18 protein-coding genes are annotated in these 19,591 nt (G+C 69.4%); 14 read left to right on the top strand and 4 right to left on the bottom strand.

Translation table 11 applies throughout. From position 1 onward, the window contains the following. Positions 1 to 41: 41 nt before the first annotated feature. The 7 genes from ACFU97_RS20380 (at position 42) to ACFU97_RS20350 (ending at position 8,840) form a co-directional block, all read left to right on the top strand. Positions 42 to 3,020, top strand: coding sequence for an aminotransferase (locus ACFU97_RS20380; RefSeq protein ID WP_384258274.1), 2,979 nt, complete (start codon positions 42 to 44; stop codon positions 3,018 to 3,020). Positions 3,021 to 3,243: 223 nt separating this feature from the next. Continuing rightward, positions 3,244 to 4,470: a CARDB domain-containing protein gene (locus ACFU97_RS20375; protein ID WP_384258271.1), complete on the top strand. Its 1,227-nt coding sequence runs from the start codon at positions 3,244 to 3,246 to the stop codon at positions 4,468 to 4,470. A gap of 124 nt (positions 4,471 to 4,594) precedes the next feature. After that, the gene (locus tag ACFU97_RS20370) at positions 4,595 to 5,593 is read left to right on the top strand and encodes a hypothetical protein (RefSeq protein ID WP_384258269.1); all 999 of its coding nucleotides are present in this window, start codon (positions 4,595 to 4,597) and stop codon (positions 5,591 to 5,593) included. 205 nt (positions 5,594 to 5,798) lie between these two features. Beyond that, on the top strand, positions 5,799 to 6,149 hold the full coding sequence (locus tag ACFU97_RS20365) for a YciI family protein (RefSeq protein ID WP_384258267.1): 351 nt from the start codon (positions 5,799 to 5,801) through the stop codon (positions 6,147 to 6,149). Then, positions 6,146 to 7,468 (top strand): RNA polymerase sigma factor, encoded by a 1,323-nt coding sequence (locus tag ACFU97_RS20360; protein ID WP_384258265.1) that lies wholly within the window; start codon positions 6,146 to 6,148, stop codon positions 7,466 to 7,468. The genes ACFU97_RS20365 and ACFU97_RS20360 overlap by 4 nt, the downstream gene beginning before the upstream one ends. A gap of 244 nt (positions 7,469 to 7,712) precedes the next feature. Next, positions 7,713 to 8,210 carry a DUF3761 domain-containing protein gene (locus ACFU97_RS20355; protein WP_384258263.1) on the top strand — a complete coding sequence of 166 codons (498 nt, stop codon included), beginning with the start codon at positions 7,713 to 7,715 and terminating at the stop codon, positions 8,208 to 8,210. Between the two features lie 267 nt (positions 8,211 to 8,477). Further along, positions 8,478 to 8,840, top strand: a complete 363-nt coding sequence (locus ACFU97_RS20350) for an SH3 domain-containing protein (RefSeq protein WP_384258260.1) — start codon at positions 8,478 to 8,480, stop codon at positions 8,838 to 8,840. A gap of 415 nt (positions 8,841 to 9,255) precedes the next feature. Here the strand turns inward: ACFU97_RS20350 and ACFU97_RS20345 are convergent, their stop codons facing one another. Then, positions 9,256 to 9,477, bottom strand: a complete 222-nt coding sequence (locus tag ACFU97_RS20345) for a hypothetical protein (RefSeq protein ID WP_384258258.1) — start codon at positions 9,475 to 9,477, stop codon at positions 9,256 to 9,258. A gap of 584 nt (positions 9,478 to 10,061) precedes the next feature. On the opposite strand from ACFU97_RS20345, the gene ACFU97_RS20340 reads away from it, so the two are divergent. Beyond that, the gene (locus ACFU97_RS20340; RefSeq protein ID WP_384258501.1) at positions 10,062 to 10,844 is read left to right on the top strand and encodes an endonuclease/exonuclease/phosphatase family protein; all 783 of its coding nucleotides are present in this window, start codon (positions 10,062 to 10,064) and stop codon (positions 10,842 to 10,844) included. Here the strand turns inward: ACFU97_RS20340 and ACFU97_RS20335 are convergent. Beyond that, a complete protein-coding gene (locus ACFU97_RS20335) occupies positions 10,815 to 11,054 on the bottom strand; it encodes a hypothetical protein (RefSeq protein WP_384258256.1) in 240 nt (79 codons plus the stop codon). The two genes, ACFU97_RS20340 and ACFU97_RS20335, sit on opposite strands and share 30 nt — an antisense overlap. A 62-nt stretch (positions 11,055 to 11,116) precedes the next feature. After that, positions 11,117 to 12,343, bottom strand: coding sequence for an MFS transporter (locus ACFU97_RS20330; RefSeq protein ID WP_384258254.1), 1,227 nt, complete (start codon positions 12,341 to 12,343; stop codon positions 11,117 to 11,119). A gap of 55 nt (positions 12,344 to 12,398) precedes the next feature. On the opposite strand from ACFU97_RS20330, the gene ACFU97_RS20325 reads away from it, so the two are divergent. The 3 genes from ACFU97_RS20325 to ACFU97_RS20315 all read left to right on the top strand — a co-directional run bounded on the left by ACFU97_RS20325 (position 12,399) and on the right by ACFU97_RS20315 (position 14,685). Next, a complete protein-coding gene (locus tag ACFU97_RS20325; protein WP_384258251.1) occupies positions 12,399 to 12,761 on the top strand; it encodes a winged helix-turn-helix transcriptional regulator in 363 nt (120 codons plus the stop codon). Between the two features lie 325 nt (positions 12,762 to 13,086). Then, the gene (locus ACFU97_RS20320; protein WP_384258249.1) at positions 13,087 to 13,650 is read left to right on the top strand and encodes a dihydrofolate reductase family protein; all 564 of its coding nucleotides are present in this window, start codon (positions 13,087 to 13,089) and stop codon (positions 13,648 to 13,650) included. A gap of 579 nt (positions 13,651 to 14,229) precedes the next feature. Further along, a complete protein-coding gene (locus ACFU97_RS20315; protein ID WP_384258246.1) occupies positions 14,230 to 14,685 on the top strand; it encodes a hypothetical protein in 456 nt (151 codons plus the stop codon). 360 nt (positions 14,686 to 15,045) lie between these two features. Here the strand turns inward: ACFU97_RS20315 and ACFU97_RS20310 are convergent, their stop codons facing one another. After that, entirely contained in the window at positions 15,046 to 15,447 is a 402-nt protein-coding gene (locus ACFU97_RS20310; protein WP_384258244.1) for a hypothetical protein, read from the bottom strand. A gap of 467 nt (positions 15,448 to 15,914) precedes the next feature. Here ACFU97_RS20310 and ACFU97_RS20305 point away from each other — a divergent pair, with 467 nt between their 5' ends. From ACFU97_RS20305 to ACFU97_RS20295, 3 genes are read left to right on the top strand one after another with little or no spacing between them, the layout of a single operon-like run. Beyond that, complete coding sequence (locus ACFU97_RS20305) at positions 15,915 to 17,879, top strand: hypothetical protein (RefSeq protein WP_384258241.1); 1,965 nt, start codon at positions 15,915 to 15,917, stop codon at positions 17,877 to 17,879. Between the two features lie 33 nt (positions 17,880 to 17,912). Continuing rightward, positions 17,913 to 18,566: a TetR/AcrR family transcriptional regulator gene (locus ACFU97_RS20300; RefSeq protein ID WP_384258239.1), complete on the top strand. Its 654-nt coding sequence runs from the start codon at positions 17,913 to 17,915 to the stop codon at positions 18,564 to 18,566. Then, on the top strand, positions 18,563 to 19,402 hold the full coding sequence (locus tag ACFU97_RS20295) for an oxidoreductase (protein WP_384258236.1): 840 nt from the start codon (positions 18,563 to 18,565) through the stop codon (positions 19,400 to 19,402). Before ACFU97_RS20300 ends, ACFU97_RS20295 begins: the two co-directional genes overlap by 4 nt. The last annotated feature ends 189 nt before the right edge of the window (positions 19,403 to 19,591 follow it).

The raw sequence follows: 19,591 nt of genomic DNA, 5'->3' as shown, positions 1-19,591 counted from the left end.
GCGCCCAGTCCTGTGTATCCGCACCAGCCGAGGAACCCTGCATGCTGTCCGACGACCACCGCACGATCGACTTCTTCACCAAGGACGCGCTTCCCGTGCCACGCGTCACGCCGGCCGAGGCGGAGCGCATCGCTGCCGAACACCTCGGCATCACCGCTCGCGCGCAGTCGCTGGGCAGTCAGCAGGACGCCAACTTCCTGCTGCACGCCGACGACGGGACGCCCGCCGCGATCCTGAAGATCGCCAACCCCGCCTTCGGCGCTGCGGAGATCGACGCCCAGGACGCGGCAGCCGACCTGATCGCCTCGGCCCGACCGGAACTGCGCATCGCCACGGTCCTGCGCCGCCCCGACGGCTCCCCGCAGCGGGCGACGGTGGAGACCGGGAGCGGGCCGGCCGTTGCGCGCCTGCTGCGCTACCTGCCCGGCGGAACGCTCTCGGGACCGCGCCACCTGTCACCGACCACGGTGGCGGCGATGGGCACGATCGTCGGAAAGGTCAGCACAGCCCTGCGCGACTTCCGGCACCCGGGCCTCGACCGGGTACTCCAGTGGGACCTGCAGCACGCCGACCGTGTCGTGGCCAAGCTCGCAGGGCATGTGGACCAGCCCGACCGGCGCGCCGCCGTCCAGGCTGCGACCGCCGAGGCCTGGGCACATGTCCAGAAGGTCGCCTCCGCGCTGCCGTCGCAGGCCGTACACCTGGACCTGACCGACGACAATCTGATCCGCTGTCCCGGCACCCATCCGCCGGTGCCGGGCGGGGTCATCGATTTCGGCGACGTGACCACGAGCTGGGCGGTCGGCGAGCTCGCCGTGTCACTGTCCTCGATGCTCCACCACGACGGGATCGAGCCGCACAACGTGCTGTCGGCCGTTCGCGCCTTCCACGCCGTTCGGCCGCTCAGCCTCGAGGAGGCGGAGGCGGTGTGGCCGCTGGTGGTCCTGCGCGCCGCCGTCCTGGTGGTCAGCGGGCGGCAGCAGGCCGCTGTCGACGAGGACAACGACTACGCCAAGGCCGCACTCGACCGCGAATGGCTCATCTTCGAGCAGGCCACCCGGCTGCCCCTGCCGGTGATGTCCAGCCTCGTCAGGGACGCGACCGGCATGGCCGACGTGCCGAACCGGACTCCCCAGGTCGATGCGCCGGAACGTCCTCTCCTACGGGGCCTGGGCGCCGGCGACATCACTCTCCTCGACCTGTCCGCCGACGCCGATGCCATGGACCACGGGGCCTGGATGGACGCCGGCACCGAGGCCCGGCTGGTGGCCTCCGCGCTCGCGGACGGAGCGGCCGCGGTCGCCACTCACTATGCCCAGGCGCGGCTCACTCGGGCGCAGGTGCTGTCGGAGGTGTCCACCGCCACGGTGCCCACCGGAATCGACCTGTGGCTCGGCCGGGATGTCCTGGTGCAGGCGCCCGCCGAGGGCAGGGTCCTCACCGCGGCGCCGGGCCGCGTAGATCTCACCCACGGCACGCAGGTGCTGTCGCTGTCCTTCCCGAGCGCCGTCCAACCCGCCGTCAGCGCCGGTGCGACGGTGGAGGTGGGCGAGGACATCGCCCACCTCACCTCCGGTACCTCACTCCATGTTGCGCTGCACGCGACCGACGGCCCCGCCGTCCCGCGCCTGGTCCGGCCCGAGTACGCGGCCGGCTGGCTCGCGCTCACCGCCGACCCCGCACCGCTCCTCGGCCTCCCGGCCGACTCCGGCCGTCCGTCCGCGACGATGGATCTGCTCCACCGTCGTGACGCCGTGTTCGCCACCGTGCAGGGGCACTACTACGCCAACCCTCCCCGTATCGAACGGGGTTGGCGCCACCATCTCCTCTCCACCGACGGCCGCGCCTACCTCGACATGGTCAACAACGTCACCCTGTTGGGCCACGCGCACCCCCGAGTTGAGCAGGCGGTGACCAAGCAGCTGCGTCGGCTCAACACCAACTCCCGCTTCCACTACGCCTCCGTGGTGGAATTCACCGAACGCCTGGCCGACCTCTTCCCCGACTCTCTGGACACGGTCTTCCTGGTCAACTCCGGTTCGGAGGCGGTGGATCTGGGCCTACGGTTGGCCATCGGTGCCTCCGGCCGGCACGACGTGGTCGCGCTGCGTGAGGCGTACCACGGTTGGACGTACGCCTCCGACGCCGTCTCCACGTCCCTCCAGGACAACCCCAACGCCCTCGCCACCCGCCCGGGTTGGGTGCACACGGTGGACTCGCCCAACTCCTACCGCGGCCGGCACCGTGGGGCCGATGCCGCTCGATACGCGCCCGAGGCCGTCGCGGTGATCGACGAGTTGGCCGCTGCCGGCCACCCGGCGGGAGCGTTCATCTGCGAGACCTTCTACGGCAACGCCGGAGGAGTCGCCCTGCCCGACGGCTATCTCGCCGAGGTGTACGCAGCGGTGCGCCGCCACGGCGGCCTGACCGTCGCCGACGAGGTTCAGGTCGGCTACGGCCGCCTGGGGCACTGGTTCTGGGGCTTCGAGCAGCAGCAGGTCGTCCCGGACATCGTCTGTGTGGCCAAGGCGATGGGCAACGGGCACCCCCTCGGTGCCGTCGTCACCTCCAAGGAGATCGCCGAGCGCTACCGCGACCAGGGCTACTTCTTCTCCTCCACCGGCGGCAGTCCGGTCTCCAGCGTCGTGGGCCTCACCGTCCTTGACACCCTGCGCGACGAGGGCCTCCAGACCAATGCCGTGCGCGTCGGCGGCCACCTGAAGCACCGGCTCGAAGCACTCGCCGACCGCTACGGCATCATCGGTGCCGTCCACGGCTCCGGCCTCTACCTCGGCCTCGAACTCGTCCGCAACCGCACCACCTTGGAACCCGCCACCGAAGAGACCGCCGAACTCTGCGACCGCATGCTCGACCTCGGCGTCGTCGTCCAGCCCACTGGGGACCACCTGAATATCCTGAAGATCAAGCCGCCCCTGTGCGTCGACACGGCCGCCGCCGACTTCTTCGCCGACATGCTGGAGCTGGCCTTCGCCCAACTCGGCCACGCCCACACTCGGTGACACCAGGCGGGACATCGATGACGTATTCGTCGCGACTGCCGCAGCCGGTTGGCTCAGGTCGTGCGAACTGCGCGGTGAGGGGCTCGGGTTGATGACCGGCGAGCGCTGCTACAACCAATGGTGACGGTCGAGTGTCCAGTACATGTCGTGATCGGGTGGTGCGGCAGATGATCTGCCGGGTCGGCCAGCGCGCCGTTGTGCTGCCGTCGCTGAGGAGATAGTCGTGCGTCCACTGCTGCGTGGCTGGGTGAGGTTCGTGGCCGCGGGGGTGATCGGGGTAGGGGTGCCCACCATGGCCGCACCCGCCTCACACGCCGACGAGGCCCAACCGGACCTCGTGGTCTCGTCGTTGCCCACGGCTTCACCGAAGCCCGGCGAGACCTACGACCAAGCCGTCACGATCACCAACAACGGCACCGCCGCCGCAAGCGACGTCACCTTCCGTGTACGTCTCACCCGCGGACTCGACTTCACGGCACCCGAGAAGGGCTGTACGTACAGCGTCGTGGCTGACCAGGAGAGGCAGGCGCTGTGCAAGCTGGACCAGGTCATCGAACCGGGCGGCTCCGTCACCGCCCCCGTCCGGTTCACCGTCTCCGCCAAGGGGCTGCTGGAAGTCGTCGAATACGGAACGGGCCGCACCGGACAGCCTCCCAACTCGGAGGGATTCGACGACAGTTACCGACGCCTGGCCTTGACCGTCGACAGCACCGCCGACCTGGCAGCCGTCGGCGACGAGGCCACGGCCGAGCCGGGCGAACTGGTCAAGCTCACGGCCACGCTGCGCAACGACGGCCCGGGATGGATCCACAACCAGGAGAGCGACGACCAGCCGGGCCTCCTGGTCCGGATCCCGAAGGGCACGAAGGCTGTGCAAGTACCCCAGGAATGCGCGCCGTTCGGAATCGACGGACCGACCGGCCCGTCGGAGCCCGGCCACCCGGTGTACGTGTGCTGGCACGACGACAACCTGCTGGAGGTAGGCCAGTCGCTCAGCTACCTCTTCGTGCTGAAGGTGACATCGGCGTCGGGTCAGACGCGCGGTGAGGTGAAGGCCACGTCCGTCTACGACATCCATCCGGTGTTCGACAAGAACCCTGCGAACGACACGGCGTACCTGACCATCCACGTTCCGGACCGGGACGGATCCACGTCGGGTAGCTCCTCCGGCGGCTCTGATGCAAGCAGTTCCGGGTCGGGCGGCCAGAGCAACGACCCGCACGGCCAGTCGGCGGGCGGTTCGAGCAGCGGTGGGACTGAGACGTCGTCGTCCGGCTCGCTCTCCGGCGGTGCTGCAGGTGACGTGGGCACCACGTCCTCGCACGGGAGCCTGGCCGGCACAGGCACCGACCGCTCTGTGCTTGTGGCAGCTGCCGGAGCGGTCCTACTCGTCGCTGGAGGATCGACCGTCCTGTTGCTCAGGCGCCGGTCTGCGTCGACGACTTCCTGAGCGCGGACGGTCCCGCTCGCGGCCAGAACACAAGCCGCTGGCCTGCAGCGTCTTACGGCGAAGATCAACATGCCGTCGGCCGTGAGATTGTGTCGCGAATGAAATCCGGTGAGGAGGGCGGGCCGTGTCACGAATGTCCTGCTTCGGCGCTGTCTTCGTGCTGCTTGCCGCGGTGACCGGCGTCGCCGGGTGCGGCGGCCCGAAGGCTTCGCCCACCCGGGAGCCGTCAGCGAACCGGGCCGCGTCTCACCCGGTCGTCCACCTTGGCGCGGACGGTCGCACGCTGATCCCCGGCGGGCCGCCACTCCCGTTCCATGTCTCCGTCGGGGGCGTCACACCCGCGCAGGCCGGCCACCGCTACCTCGCGGTCTACGTCGGGACCGTTGCCGATCGGCTCCAGGTCCGTGAGGACAAGGGGTGGCGGGACGCAAGGCTCTCCTGGACCAACGAGCAGGACGACAACGGGGAGTTCGTCGCCCAGGTGCCGCTCTCACAAGGCGGCAAGGAGCGAACGCGGATCGACTTGCGGCTGTTCGCCGCCGACCAGCAGAACGAGTACGAGAACAACCTGCCCCGTGCTTCGTATGACCTGGTGTCCGCGGAGATTGCCCAGGACGGTCGGGACCCGGCCATCCACCCGACGTCGGCCGCGGCGCGGTTGCGTCTTCCCGTGGACGCCACACACCTCACTGTTACGGTCCCGGACATCCTCAAGGCCGCCCCGGGCGGCCCGGCGGTGGAGTGGTCCGTGCGGGTGCGCAACTCGGCGGGCGAGCGCACCCGTTCAGGTCTGCGCATCGAGGTTGCCTTGGCAGCCGGCGCACTGGACGCGTCCGTGCAGCACGTGCGCTGGTCCATCGACCACGGAGGCCGGTGGGAGGACCTGACCGGACGAACGTATACGGGGACCGATGTGTTCGCCCTCAAGCCGGGTGCGTCACGGACCGTCCGGGTCCGCATCGCCCTGCCGGTCGGCCCGGCCCCGCCGAGCTCTGACGGCGTCGGTGCCGTCCTGTCGGCGTCTGTTGCCGCCCCCTGGTGGCCGTCCGACCCGGACCAGCCCTCAGGGGTCACCATCGACCCGTTGTCCACCAACATTCTCACCGACCCCACGGCGGGCTGACGCCGACGGGTGAGCAGCTGAGAGAGGTCGCGGCTGTCGGGTGCAGGTGCCGAAGCCGTTGCCTTCACCGGGTGAGGGGATGCCGTGGATGCGAAGGACGTCGCCGGCCGGGGCGTCTGAGAAAGTTCGCGTACGGTGTGTCGATTTCGCGTCGGCTGTTCGACGTAGGGACGTACCGAGCAGATACACACAGCCAAGGAGCCCCATGATGGCGCAGTACGCGATCCTCATCTTCGACACCCCCGCGGCCGGCGACTACACGCCCGATCAGCAGGCGGCCAGTCAGCGGCATGCCGACGACCTCATCGACTCCGGCGCCATGATCACGGCATATGCGCTGCAGTCCGCCGACACCGCCACCTCTCTGCGCGGCGACGTGATCACCGACGGCCCGTTCATCGACTCCAAGGAAGTCATCGCCGGCTTCTGCGTCATCGAGGCCCCCGACCTGGACGCAGCCTTGGAGCTGGCGCGCCGCAATCCCGCCGTGCAGTGGGGCCGCGGCGGTGTGGAGGTGCGTCCCGTCGCCGGCGGCATCCCGCCGATCGCCCGATGACGGCGGTGCCGGCGGTGACGGTCGCCGGGCGGGCGGTCGCCGACGCGCACCGGCGCGAGTGGGCCTGCGTGCTCGCAGCGACGGTGCGCGTCGCCCGCGACCTGGACCTGGCCGAGGAGTGTGTGCAGGAGGCGTACGCCGCGGCGCTGTCGGCCTGGGAACGCGACGGAGTCCCGGGCAACCCGGCGGCGTGGCTGACCACCGCGGCCAAGCGGCGGGCCGTGGACGCCGTCCGCCGTGAGCGGGCATTGCGCTCGAAACTACCCCTGCTGGTGGAGCCGCTAGAGGCCGTCGACGAGCTCGCCCGGGACGGGCTGGACCAGCCTGAGGGGGAGGTCGTGGAGGCGGAAGATGTCGTCCCCGACGAACGGCTGCGGCTGATCTTCACCTGCTGCCATCCCGCCCTCGCACGTGACGCGCAACTCGCGCTCACCCTGCGGCTGGTGTGCGGACTTTCGACACCGGACGTCGCCAGGGCGCTGCTGGTGTCGCAGCAGACGATGGCCGCTCGGATCACGCGGGCGAAGAAAAAGATCTCCGCCGCGCGCATCCCCTACCGCGTGCCGCGCCCGGCGGAACTTCCCGACCGGCTCACGGCCGTGCTCGGCGTGGTGCACCTGCTGTTCACCGCCGGGCACACCGCCCCGTCCGGCTCCTCGCTCATGCGCACCGACCTGGCCGACCGGTCACTGCACCTGGCACGCACGCTGCACGCATTGATGCCGGACGAGCCCGAGGTCCGCGGGCTGCTCGCGCTGGTACTGGTCACCGACGCCCGGCGTGCCACCCGGAGCAGTCCGGACGGCCGGCTGCTGCGGCTTGCCGAGCAGGACCGCACGCTGTGGGACCGGGCCGCACTGGCCGAGGCACACGAGCTGATCGTGGCGGGGCTGCGGAGCGGCCGCGCGGGGCGCTACACGCTTCAGGCGGCGATCGCCTCGCTGTACGCGCAGGCGCCGACGTATGAGGAGACGGACTGGCCTCAACTGGTGCGGCTCCACGACAGGTTGCTGTCGCTGTGGCCCTCACCGGTGGTCGCGCTGAACCGGACCGTGCCGGTGTCGATGGCCCACGGACCGGCCGTCGCCCTGGCACACGTCGAGGCGCTGGAACAGGACGGCCGGCTCGCCCGTTACCCGTACCTCCCGGCGATCAAGGCGGATCTGCTGCAACGCCTCGGCCGCGCCAACGAAGCAGCCGCCGCCTACCGACAGGCGCTGCAACTGACCGGCAACGAGGCGGAGCGGACCTTCCTCACCGGCCGTCTCGCCGATCAGGCAACCAGCACCATGGAGGAGGCCGACTCACGCAAGAGGTGACCGCAGGGCCACCACACCTGCCTGGGATGACCGCGCCGACGCCACCCGGCTGGACGGTCCTGCGCCAGGCCATGATCCACAACTGGCAGCTTCGACGGCTGCGTTCGCTGATCCGCCCCCCTTCGTGCTGGCATGCCAGGCGCGGCGCACGGGAGGTCACGAATGAGTGACTGCTACACGTAAACAACACATGTTCTTCACCTGTCGCGCTACGGTCAACGCTTCAACGACCTTTGGGGGACTAGTGAGCAACCCGTACACCTTGCCGCCGCAACCACCTGTGCCGCCGGTCAGGACGGCTCCGCGATGGGCCCGGAAGCGGTATGTGATGCCCGCGCTCGGACTCGCCTTCTTCCTCGGTGTCGGCGCAGGCGCCGGCGACCAGGGCAGCGGCAGCGACGCGAAGGCGGCGGCCGCCAAGGTGCAGCCGACCGCCACCATCACCGCGACGGCCACCGCCACGAAGACCGCGACGCCTGCGCCCGCGCCGACGGTGACAGCGACGAAGACGAAGACGGTCAAGGTGAAGGTGACCGTCACCGCGACCGCGGCCGACAGGAGTTCGGAAAGCAGCGGGGGCTCTACCGGCGGGTCGTCTTCGGGCGGCAGCTCAAGTTCCTCGGGCGGTTCCAGCGCCGCAAACGGCGCAACCGCCCTGTGTAATGACGGCACTTACTCGTATGCGGCTCATCATCAGGGCGCGTGTTCCCACCACGGCGGTGTAGCCGTCTTCTACCGGTAGACCGGCTTCCGGGTTCCACGGGCGCACATCACCGGGAGTGAGGCTCTCACGCGAGTGGGGGGCGAGGGGGCCCGACCGCAAGATCGTGTTACTGGCTCCAATGAGTCGGCTCACCTGCTACCCCTGCCGGTACTGGCAGGGGATCAGCCGGCGGTCGGGATCCTGCCGTGTGCAAATCGTCCGGAACTTTACTACCGAGGCGTTGCTGTCAGCCCGCATGGTGTCTGGAATGAAGCTTTCAGCTCCATGTGTCGGCGAGGAGATTCTGTGAGAAAGAGGATGCTGCACGTGGCTTTTGCCGCGGCCGCGGCTCTTCTCGTGGGGTCAATCACCTATGCCACGCCAGCAGATGCGCATGCTGCTTGTGGATCAACGCGTCCGCCCAACCTCGACGCGACCGCGATCAGCAGCAAGGGCAACGGCATCAACATGCGCAGTGGCTCCAGTACTGCCTGTTCCATAAACGGCACGATCTACGGTACGCATCAAATCGACTACTACTGCTGGACGGCCGGCAGTCCCAGTGGCTACACCTGGACGTTTGCCAGGGATGTCACCGCCAGTTGGGCCGGGTGGATGCGTGACGACCTCCTCAACGATGGAGGTAGCAAAAGCTGGTGTGGTTTTTGAGGGCTCTGATGCACTCGTGGTTCTTGTCGGCTGGAACACACAGCGTCCGCCTCCCGGCGGCCTCCGCGACGCGACTGCCACCGCCATAGCATTGCGGCAGGTCACGCCACAGAGCATTCGTCCGGAACCGCCTGCACCCCGCTGACCACTTAATGGCCCCCAATGCTTGCCGTGCGCGCACGCTTCCGCGGACGCCTACGAACTGCGGCCTGCGGACTGCGTTTATGGGCCGCATGTCAGGACCACGTGGCTCCGGGCGTGGTGGGCGTCCCATGCGGGGTCGCGGGCGTGACCGGTCGGCTGTCAGCCGCCACGACGGTGGCGCTGGCGGGCGTAGGCGGCGGCGGGCGCCGTTTACGTAGTTGCCGGTGAAGCGTCCATGCTGTGCAGCCGGTTCAGGACCTGCAGGAAGTGTTCAAGGCCTTCTGTGCAGGTCGGCTTGGTGCTGGGCCAGTTGCTGAGAGAGGGCGACGGCCTCGCGCGCGGCCGTCAGACCTTCGTCTCGCCGTCCGGCGAGTCCCAGTGCGATGCCGAGGCCGTCCAGGTACATCGCGAGGTCGAGGCGGTAGGCGTCGGGCTGTTGGTGGGCGAGCTGCCGGTAGAGGTCGACGCGCGCGCCGTACCCGCGGCCTGCCACGGTAAGAAGGACGGCGAGCATGGCCGGTTGCGCTTCTGCCCGGTGCCCCACACCCCGAGCCGTTTACCCCTCAATCCCCCGGTCCCGCCACCGGCGTCCGGGCCGCCGCAACAGGTCCACGGGTTCACGACCGGAATCACAGTCCCAGCGGTCCGATGCACGGCCGCGCGCCTGGCCTCGAGGGTGTGCCGAAGGTCGGCTGGCTGGTGAGGCGGAGCGGGCTGTGGCGGTCCCGTTTCGTGAGTGCAGGCGGCACAGCGCGATGACGGCGGTGCTGTGCCTCATGTTGCGCCGCGCCTGGCAACGGCGGTGCGGGGGTGGGCCCTTGCGCAGGTGGCGGACGGCTGGGGCTGTGCAAGGGGCCGCGGAGTTGACGTTTCGTCGGCGCGATCGCCGGCGTCTTGCATGGCCGGCGACGGCCGCCGGCGTCGTGGACGGGGCTGTGGGCGTCGGTGAGAGCGTGCGACCCTCTTTATGGGCGGTGGCGTCGACGAGCGGGTGACGTTCGTTTCGGGTACTTCCGAGGGGGCGGTGTGCAGGGACGGGGTGTGGGACTACTGGCGGGCGTGGTGATCGTGGCGTGCATGGTGCTTGCCGAGTCGGGCGGGCCGGGCGACGCACCGGCCGGGTCGCTGCCTGCCGGCACCGCCCGGGAGGTGGTGTCGAACCGGGTCATGACGTGGAACCTGTGCAACCCCTGCGGAGCGAGCAACGTCGATCGGGCGGCACAAATCGCCACCTACGCGCCCCAGGTGATCGGCGTGCAAGAGGCGTGCGCGGGTGACGTCGAGCGGATCCGACACTACCTGGAGAGCCGGCACGGGCTGGTGTACCACGTCGCATACGGGCCGGTGCTCCGTAACTGGGGCCGCTGCGGGGGCATGCCCTGGAGTCCAGGGGCCTACGGGCAGGCGATCCTCTCGGCGGCACCGATGACGGGACAGGTCACCGTGGAGTACCCCGACGGCGGCTCCGAGGACCGCGGCTACATGGCGGTCACCACCGAGGTGGGCGGCCGATCCGTCCGGATCTTCAACACCCACTTCGCCGAACGGCGCCAGGAGGCTGTCCGCGCGGACCAGGCCCGCGTTCTCGCGGCAGCCGTCGCCAAGCACGACCGCGCGATCGTCATCGGTGATTTCAATGCCGTACCGGACGCCCCCGAGCTCGGCAGAATGTGGAAGCTGGCCCAGGACGCCGACCCGCGGTGCCGACCGTCGGCAGCCCACCTCTGCGAGCCGAGCACCGACTGGCAGAGCAGGTTCGACTACATCTTCCTGCGGGGCATCGCACCCCTCGAACAGGCCGTGCATCCCACCCCGTACTCGGACCACGACCTACTGCACGCCGACCTGGACGTGGCCTGAGCGGTCGCCCGGCGTGCATGGACCTGGCCACCAGGCGGGAAGGCCGTCGAGTGTCGTGGTGATCTGGCGGGCGATCGGGGCCGTGGGCGCGGTGCGGTAGACATGGCTGCTCGGGAAGGTGTCCGGGTCGAAGGCGGACGTTGTGTGCTCCCGCCTGGCGGCCACCTTCTCGCTGCTCGGCTTCGGCTCGTCGGAGCTGGAGTTGGGCAAGATGCCGCGAAAACCAGCACGTTCAGGCGGTGAGGCCCCTTCGGGCAACTGCCCGGTGACGCCTAGACATCCCCGATACGGTTCTGCGCCGCCGGCACCGCCCTTCCGATTGCGGTGGCGAGCGTGGCTCCGAGGATGCTGACGCCGACCAGGGTCGGCCAGATCACGGTGGCCCCGGTGGACAGCAACCCGGAGAGGGCGGCCGGAGCGATCGCTCCTGCGGCGGTCACGGCGAGTTGGTTGAGGGCCAGGTACCGACCGCGGAGGGCGTCCGGGGCGCTCTCCGCGGCGATGGTCGACGTGACGGGGCCGCCGAGGATCTCCCCGAAGGTGTAGCTGCCGGTGCCGAGCAGCACGAGAGCGCTCGCGAGGGCCGGCGCAGGCATCCGGTCGGCCGCGAGGAGCATGAGGTAGCCGGTCGCGAAGCAGGCGTGGCCGGTGACGAGGACGCGGCTGCGGATGTGCCCGTTGAGCTCCCTGACCACGATGCCTTGGCCGAAGCCGACCATCAGGGTGTTGAGCGTGAAGACCGCCCCGGCCATCCAGCCCGGCAAGCCCAATACGTCCACGGCGTAGACCGGAATCGCGATGTTGAGGGCGAACAAGGAGATGGCGAAACACAGTTGATGTGCGACGAGTGTCAGGTATCTCCGGTCCCGGAGTACACGCGGCCAGCCTCCAGCAGCCACGTGGCCGGGCTTGGGGCGGGCGTTCGGCACGGCCTGCAGCAGGGCGAATGCGGCGATGTAGGACAGGGCGTTGGCGGCCACGATCGCGGCGTAGCCGGCGTGCGTGCCGATGGTGACGGCAACGCCGGAGAAGAGTCCGCCGAGTGCATAGCCGAGGTTGCGTACCGACCCGAGCAGGCCGAACCAGCGCTCGCGTTGGCCGGGCGCGGCCAACGCCGTGACGGTCACCCCGTAACAGCCGAAGAACACCGCCCGGCCGGCGCTGTTCAACCAGGCGCACAGGGCGATCTGCCATGTCTGGCCGGCGGCGAGGTATCCGGCGAAACCGAGCGCCTGGGCCAGGTTCGCCGCCTGCAGAACCGGCTTGGCGCCGTACCGGTCGACCAGTCCGCCGACCAGCGGGCCCGCAGGGAGCGCCAGCAGCCCGGCCGTCGTCAGCGCCGCACCCACCTGCACCAACGTCAAAGACGTGGTGGCCAGGAAATACAACATCGACACGGGGATGAAGACGCCGGTGCCGATCGCGTCGATGAGGATCGCCGCGACGAAACGGCGGTGTGGAGCTACCAGGGGATGGATCGCGCGATCGGAAGTGGTCACAGCGCGGACGGTATAGTTTCTATATCGGTATCCACAACGCTACTGGGAGGCGTCCATGGGCAAGGCCTACAACGTCATGGCCGCGACCTGCCCCAGTCGCACCGTCCTGCACCGGATCGGGGCGCGCTGGACGGTGTTCGTGGTCAACGCACTGGACGCCGGCCCGATGCGCTTCACTCAACTCAAGGCGCATGTACGGGGGATCACGCCGAAGGCGCTCAGTGAGACGCTGCGCGCGATGGAGTACGACGGTCTGATCTCCCGCACGGAGATCCCCGCACATCCCCCGCATGTCGAGTACGCCCTCACCGACCTCGGCCGGTCGTTGCTGGTGCCGCTCCGTGCCGTCCGGGAATGGGCCGAGCGCCATGTCCCCGACATCGAACGCGCCCGCGCGCAGGCTGACGCGCGACGATAACGTCGCTCGCCCCCCAGGTCGGGCTCAGACGAGCCCTGTCAGGCCGACAACCGACGCACCCCACCGGTCCCTCGCCACAAGGCCCCGTCGCCCCCTCGTCGCGTCGTGCGCACGCCGATGCCAGGCCCATGGTCATCAGCTGCTGACAGCTGATCAATCGTGCGAGTGGCGGCCGGCTCGATGACCACTGCTCCTTCCCTCCTGAGCAAGCGGCACTTGCACGTCGCCGCCCGCCGTCGATCGGCCACAGATTCTCCCGAGGCTCGTGTCGAGAAGCTCAGCGCGGCTCCGACGTCTCCTGCGTAGGGTCAGTGAAGGGACGGCTATGCAGACATTGACCATCGACGTATTTGTCTCGGTTGACGGGTGGGCCGGCAGCGCAACCTCGCCCGGCTACTTCGGTTACCTCGGCCCGGAGCTGCAGGAGTGGGTCCATGCCGAGTCGGCCCTGCCGCAGTTGGTCATCCTGGGGCGCCGGACGTACGAGGCGCTTGCGGGCTTGCCCGGGGAAGCGCGTGACGGCTCCACACAGCGGCTGGCCGAGATGAACAAGGTCGTGTTCTCCACAACACTGGAATCCACGGCATGGCCCAACACCCGCATCTGCCATGACGATCTGATCGGGGAGGTCACTCGACTCCTACGCGACAGCGATGTTCCGCTCCGCACCATGGGCAGCCTTTCCGTTGCCCGGCAACTTCTTGCCGCCGGGCTCGTCGACCGCCTGCGGCTGATGACGTTTCCCCTGCTCGTGGGGCCATCGGGCCGCGAACCGTTCTTCGCGGACGCGGCGTCGGCGGACCTGGAGCTCGTCAGCCATCGCGCGCTGGACGGCCGGGTGCTGTTGATCGAGTACCGGCCGACGGGTGATGACATTCCACGGGCTTGAGCGACGAGCACCCGGGCACCGCCGTCACGGCAGCCCACCGTGGCGCCACGGCGTGCCCGCAGGATGGAGGGCTGGCGAAGGTGGCTCGGCCGTCGCAAGAAAGGCTCGGTGAGGGCGTCTATCTGTCGGCCGAGCTTCTGTGCCCCGGTGGGCACCCGAGCGCAGCCGATGAGGATCTCGGTGCGGTGGGCGGGTTCAGCGACCAGGAGGTCGAAGCTGCCGGGCTCGAGGGGGGTGCTCATGCTCGGGGTTCTGTCAGAAAACGGTACGCCGGAGTTCTTGAACGGCCCTGGCTTTTGCATGAGTCGGTTTGTTGAACCTCGTCCATCGAAAACTTGCGGGCCGCCGCCGGATCAGCGCCGATAACCTCGTGGGCGTGATCTAGGAGGCAGCGATGGGCATGGATGGAGGCGCTCCGACAACAGCGCACCTCCACGATGTGCTGAACCGTGATGGGCGCGTCGTGATCGCTGAAGGATCTCCTGACGAGGCAGACTCCGTCGACCTGCGGAATGGCCGGTACTCACCGGGTGGTTGGCGGAGCGCGGCCTGACCGGATCCCAGGAGGAGCAGGCAGGGGTGGCGGTACAGGACGCCGAGGAAGACCGGCGCCGGCTCCGTTGGCTCCAGGCGGCGCCCGCTGGCCTGCGCGACGCCAAGGTCCAGCTCGCCACGCTCGTCAACGATGGCTGTCCCGACTCGATCGAGCGGATCCGTGCCCTGCTGACATGGGCCGGGGTTCCCGCCAGGGAGTCCACCGGCGGCCTCAAGCGGTACGACATGGCGGTCGAGCTGCTGCTACTCGCCGAGGACCCCGATCTGGCCATCGCGGCGCTCGCCACGGGCACGCCGAGTCCGGGCCACCTCGACGGCGCGGCCCAACTCTTCAGTTCCTTCGAGTGGACCACCGCGCACGGCAGGGACCTGGCCGAGCCGCTGCGGTCGATGTTGATCGCGCACATCCCGGCAGACGGCACCGCCCCCATGAGGTTGCGGATGCGCCACGGCTATTACGGTGCCGAGCGATTTGCCTGACGGGAGACTGCTGACCGTCGGACGGGCCTCGACCGACTCCTTCGCCGGCATCGCCCGCCGTTTCCGTACTGCCGTCATCGCAGCCAGTACCCGACCCTCGTCGAGGGCAGACGAATACCGGGCTGACGACACTCCTGCCGCTCGCTGTCGTCGTCATCGGCTGACGGTTGGCGCAGCGGACCGCGCCACAGGGGATGTGCCTGATGCCCGCAGACACAAAGGTCAGGAGCCTCCGCGATATGGGCGACGGAGGACCAGCTGAAGGTGGAGAAGTCGGTGCGGCTGTTCGCCGACCGCCTGGGCTCGTCCTTCCATACGGTGCGCACTTGAACGGTGTCTCGATTGGTGATCGGTCCGGGATTACAACTCACGCCACTCACCCAGCTCGGCAGGCGCCCCGGTCTGGATGAACTTGCGTACGAGGGTCCATGCGCGATCGACGGCGAGGACGCAGTCGCCACTGATTACGGCCAAGTCGTCCATGATCGGCACTTGCACGAAGGAATCCGCTGAGGCGGTGCCATCACCGACGAGCAGGGAGGACTTCTCAGCGGCGCTGAATTGATGGATGACTGCTTGATCTTCTTGGAAGCCCAGGGTCAGCAGGGGATACTCGTCGCCCGGCAGGCGGACTTCCAGGTATCCCTGGCCATGCGAGCGAAGTGCGGTGAAGTGATCCGTCAGATGCGCAACGTCGGAGCTTCGTTCAATCGCGGAGAACCGTCGCGATTCCGGGTCCGTTGCCGTCCACCACACGAGCATCCCTGCGACCTCCTATTGCCCGGCCATCGTGCTCGGGACTCCAAGAATGCACTGATCTGCAGAGGCGCCGGTGGCAGATCAGGGAGCTGGCGATGACGACGAAGGCGAGAAAGTGGCCGGCCTTGCGCTCGTAGCGACGGCCGGCTTACTGGCTCGATGTGAGGCTCCGTTGCGTTGGGACGGGGGTCAACTCCCGCCACCGCAGGGACGGCAGGGCCGGTCTACGGAACAGGTACTTACCCCCGCCCGTCCGCACACCGGCGCCGCATCCGCACGCTCGACGCACACAGACGAGCTCTGCAGACACCCGGCAAGGTCGCCCGGCGAATACACGGACCCGTACGCGACCGTGGCCCTACGCGAGCAGACCGGATGCCACGCGTTGCCCCGGGAGTGTGACCGGTTCTGCGTTCACTCGTTTGACGGAGCGGTACACCCGCGTTGTCTTCCGGAAAGCACGTCACCGAATGCACCTCCGCTTGCTCAGGCCCCATGCAAGACCCCTGATTCAGGAGGCCGAAGCCGTCCTCGTCGAGCGGTACCGGGACCTGGTCCGCCTGGCGCACCTCACCCTTCCGGCAGCACTCGGTCACCATCGGCGGGTACTCCTGGCGCATTCTCTTGTTCAACGGGCCCTGCCGCGCGCGCGGACGAAACCAGGCGTGCCTTCTGTACCACACCCCCGCGAGGAGGTCCCCAGCCGGCAGACCGCGGAGCGACGGCTCATCGTGGAAGTGCTGCGCGCGGCTTTGGCGTACGAACGACGTTCGCGCTGCTGGTCTCCGCGGTTCGCTCTGCCTGCGGCATTCAAGACGCGGTTGCCCCTCGTCATCGGACTCCGGTTGTTCCCGCGGTCGGGCGGTGCGGACGAACTGGACTTCGCCCGGCGGCTGTCGGAGGTGCCCGCCGCCTCACGTGCCGCATGCCTTTTGCGCTCGGTGCACGGCCTGTCCGAGGCTGCCGTCCACGACCTGCTCGAAGCTGCGGGGGTTGAGGACCCTGCCGCTGCCATGCGTACCGCCGACTCGCTCGCAGCCGCCCAGCTCGCGCCGACGGCCGCGCTGCTCTCGTCGCAGGAATTCGATGCCTGTGTCCTCCAGGCCGGTCCCACCGATCTGCTGCGCCGCGGCCGGCGCATCAGACTGAGTCTCGGTGCCGCCGCCATCGGTCTGGCAGCTGCCACCGCAGTGGTCGTGACTGCCGCCGGCGACACAGTGCGCGTACCTTCCGCTCAGGCTCGCGCCGACCACACCGCCTTCAGCCCCGCGGAGTTGGTGCGCACTCCGGCGCAGGCATGGGACGACACCTCCAGGGTCGACTTCACCGCATGGCCGCCCCGCGGCTCGAGGTCGCATGACGACGGTTTGCTCGGCCGGGCGTTGACCACCTGGGCACATCCGCCGGCTGGCACTCGTGTACGGCTTGCTCCCGCCACAACCGCGGCCGCGCCGACGACCAGACCACAACTGCTGTACGCCGGAGACGTCGCCGATCGGGCCGTGGTGCTCCTGTACGACGGCACTCGACTTGCTCGCTACAGCGAGTCCCGCTCCTCGGCGCGTACCGCGGAACTCAGAGTTGCCCGTACCGACGACGCGGACCTCACGACGGCTGCCGCTGTGTCCCTGTACTCGGGCAAAGGCAGCGCACGTTATCTGTTGGCGCCTTGGATCTCCGAGGTGAGCATCCGGGACTTGCTGCGTCCGGACGTCCTCGCACGTCCGCTGCGGACGGCGAGGGACGGTGTCACGCGGCCGGTGTCCGTGGTGTCCGCCGGCCGCGGCTGCGAGAGCCGCCCGGTGCTGCAGCTGCGTTCCTCGGCACGCATCGTCGAGAAGCACTCGTTTCTGCTGGCCGACCGGGGCGCGTTGTCCCCGGCACACCTCACCTATACCCCGCTGCCCGGTAAAGGTGGGCCGCCCGGGCGGCCCCGAGAGGCAACCGGTCCGGCCGCCCTCCTGGCATGGGCTCACACGGCCTGCACCCTCGACTCGCCCGGGAACGCCGGCGTCCGATCCGTCAACGCCTGGGACTTCGCCGAGCAGAGTCTGCCCGACCGCGGCGGCACGGCTGTGTGGAGCTGTGCCCGCGCCGACACCTGGAGCGGACCCGGCGATGTGACGGTGACCCTGCGCACCAGCAGGGACGTGCCGGCGGAGCCCGCCCGCACGATTGCGCGGGCGCGGTCGACGGCCGCCTGCAGCCGTTTCGGTCAGAACGTCGCGGCGACGGTGGGCTGGCGGTCGCCGGCCGGTCACTGGTACGTGCTGGCGGCCGGCAGCAGGGCCGTGACACGTCTGTCGGTGAGCGGGGACGTGTCGGCCACGAAGCAGGGGCGGACTCTCGATCTACCTGTTTCCCGCAGACCACGGACCCAGGTCCGGGCCACTGTGGCTACGGGAGAGCAGCTGCATGCTTTCGGCTCCCGGTGAGAGAGGACCCTTGCCGTCGCGGCGCGTGCGGGCATGGCCGCTTTGCTGGGGCCGCTGATCACTCACATCGGTTGCTCGAACCGCCTCCGACCGGTCCCAGTCGGCGTGGCCGTTCACGTCGAAGACGGACACATCGCGGAGTCCGGCACCTCCCCTCACACTGGCGTGCGGCGCAGCACGATGGACAACATCGCCCGAGAGGCGGGCATGTCCCGTCCCGCTGTCTACCAGTACGTCCGCAACAAGCAGGACGCCTTCCGGCGCCTGGCCGCCCGCCTGCTGGACGCGGCCCTGGCCGACGCCCGCGCCGCGATCGCGACCCCCGGAGATCTGACGGAGCAGCTGACCGGAGTGCTGGAGGCGAAGCTCGGGCTGGCCGCCCGGCTCTGGCACGACAGTCCCGCGCACGCCGCTGAGCTCCTCGGCGTCGAGACCCGTCAGTCGGCGGACCTTGTCGAGGCCTACAACGACGCGATGCGTGACCTGCTCACCTCGGCGATCGCCACCACCCGACCCGATCTGAGCAAGGCGGACGCCGGCGAGGTGGCGGAACTGCTGCTGGCGTTCACCCGCGGCCTCGAAGCCGACCTCGCCGACCCCGAGGCCCCCGCTCGACGCCTGCGCCACGGTGTCGCGCTGCTCATCGCCGGCCTTGACCACGACCACCCCGACAAGGAAGCGCCATGACCACCACCGCCGTACTGATCACCGGAACCTCCTCGGGCATCGGCCGGGCCACGGCCCTGCGCCTGGCCGCCCATCCGGAGCTGACGGTCTATGCAACCGCCCGCCGACCCGAATCCCTTGCCGATCTCGCCCGAGCCGGAGCTAGCACCCTGGCCCTGGACGTCACGGACGAACAGTCGATGGCCGATGCCGTCAAGACGATCGAGACCGAGCACGGCTCGGTCGGTGTGCTGGTCAACAATGCCGGCTACGGCGCGTACGGCACCGTCGAGGAGACCGGCCTGGACGCGGTGCGCCGCCAGTTCGAGACCAACGTCTTCGGGCTGGCCCGGATGAGCCAGCTGGTGCTGCCCGGCATGCGTGCCGCCGGGCGGGGCCGCATCGTCAACGTCGGCTCCATGGGCGGCCGGCTCGTCTTCCCGGCCGGCGGGTACTACCACGCCAGCAAGTACGCGGTCGAAGCCCTGACCGACGCGCTGCGCTTCGAGGTCGCGCCTTTCGGGATCAAGGTGAGTCTGATCGAGCCAGGCCTGATCCGCACCGGCTTCGGTGACACCGCCGCCCGTACCTTGGCCGACTCGGCAGCCCCGACCGGGCCCTACGACAGCCTGAACGAGGCTGCCGACCGGCAAATGACCCAGTCCTACCGGTCGAAGCTGCTGTCGGCCCCGCCCGAGGCCGTCGCCGAAGTCATCGAGCACGCTGCCACCGGCGCGCACCCGCGCACCCGCTACGTGGTAACGCCCGCCGCCAAGCTGCTGGTCCACAGCAGGCGCCTGCTCGGAGCTCGGTTCTTCGACGCCTACCTCCGCCGCCAGTTCAACAGTGCGGCGTGACCAGGCTCCCGGGCCGGCCGGCCGATGACGACCTGGCCGGCAGCAGTGCTGCCTGCGCCCGGGCTGCGCTGCAGCGTCGGCAGGCCGAGTGCCGCCCCTGGGTGTCCGAGGGTCAGACCGCGGCGGCGTACCCGTAGAGGGCGCGGCGCGCGTCGTGCTGCTGCCCGGTGCTGGCCTCGCCGTGTTACC

The organism is Streptomyces sp. NPDC057616 (assembly GCF_042800575.1).
Lineage (GTDB): Bacteria > Actinomycetota > Actinomycetes > Streptomycetales > Streptomycetaceae > Streptomyces.
Note: the sequence above shows the minus strand (reverse complement) of the source record. Positions and strands in the feature narration are given on the sequence as shown.

Bases quoted from the DNA above. Each gene is read 5' to 3' on its own strand.
- ACFU97_RS20340 (WP_384258501.1), top strand. From the start codon at position 10,062: ATGGTGCTTGCCGAGTCGGGCGGGCCGGGCGACGCACCGGCCGGGTCG.
- ACFU97_RS20300 (WP_384258239.1), top strand. From the start codon at position 17,913: ATGGCCGCTTTGCTGGGGCCGCTGATCACTCACATCGGTTGCTCGAAC.
- ACFU97_RS20325 (WP_384258251.1), top strand. From the start codon at position 12,399: ATGGGCAAGGCCTACAACGTCATGGCCGCGACCTGCCCCAGTCGCACC.
- ACFU97_RS20360 (WP_384258265.1), top strand. From the start codon at position 6,146: ATGACGGCGGTGCCGGCGGTGACGGTCGCCGGGCGGGCGGTCGCCGAC.
- ACFU97_RS20310 (WP_384258244.1), bottom strand. From the start codon at position 15,447: ATGCTCGTGTGGTGGACGGCAACGGACCCGGAATCGCGACGGTTCTCC.
- ACFU97_RS20295 (WP_384258236.1), top strand. From the start codon at position 18,563: ATGACCACCACCGCCGTACTGATCACCGGAACCTCCTCGGGCATCGGC.
- ACFU97_RS20380 (WP_384258274.1), top strand. From the start codon at position 42: ATGCTGTCCGACGACCACCGCACGATCGACTTCTTCACCAAGGACGCG.
- ACFU97_RS20365 (WP_384258267.1), top strand. From the start codon at position 5,799: ATGATGGCGCAGTACGCGATCCTCATCTTCGACACCCCCGCGGCCGGC.
- ACFU97_RS20305 (WP_384258241.1), top strand. From the start codon at position 15,915: ATGCACCTCCGCTTGCTCAGGCCCCATGCAAGACCCCTGATTCAGGAG.
- ACFU97_RS20320 (WP_384258249.1), top strand. From the start codon at position 13,087: ATGCAGACATTGACCATCGACGTATTTGTCTCGGTTGACGGGTGGGCC.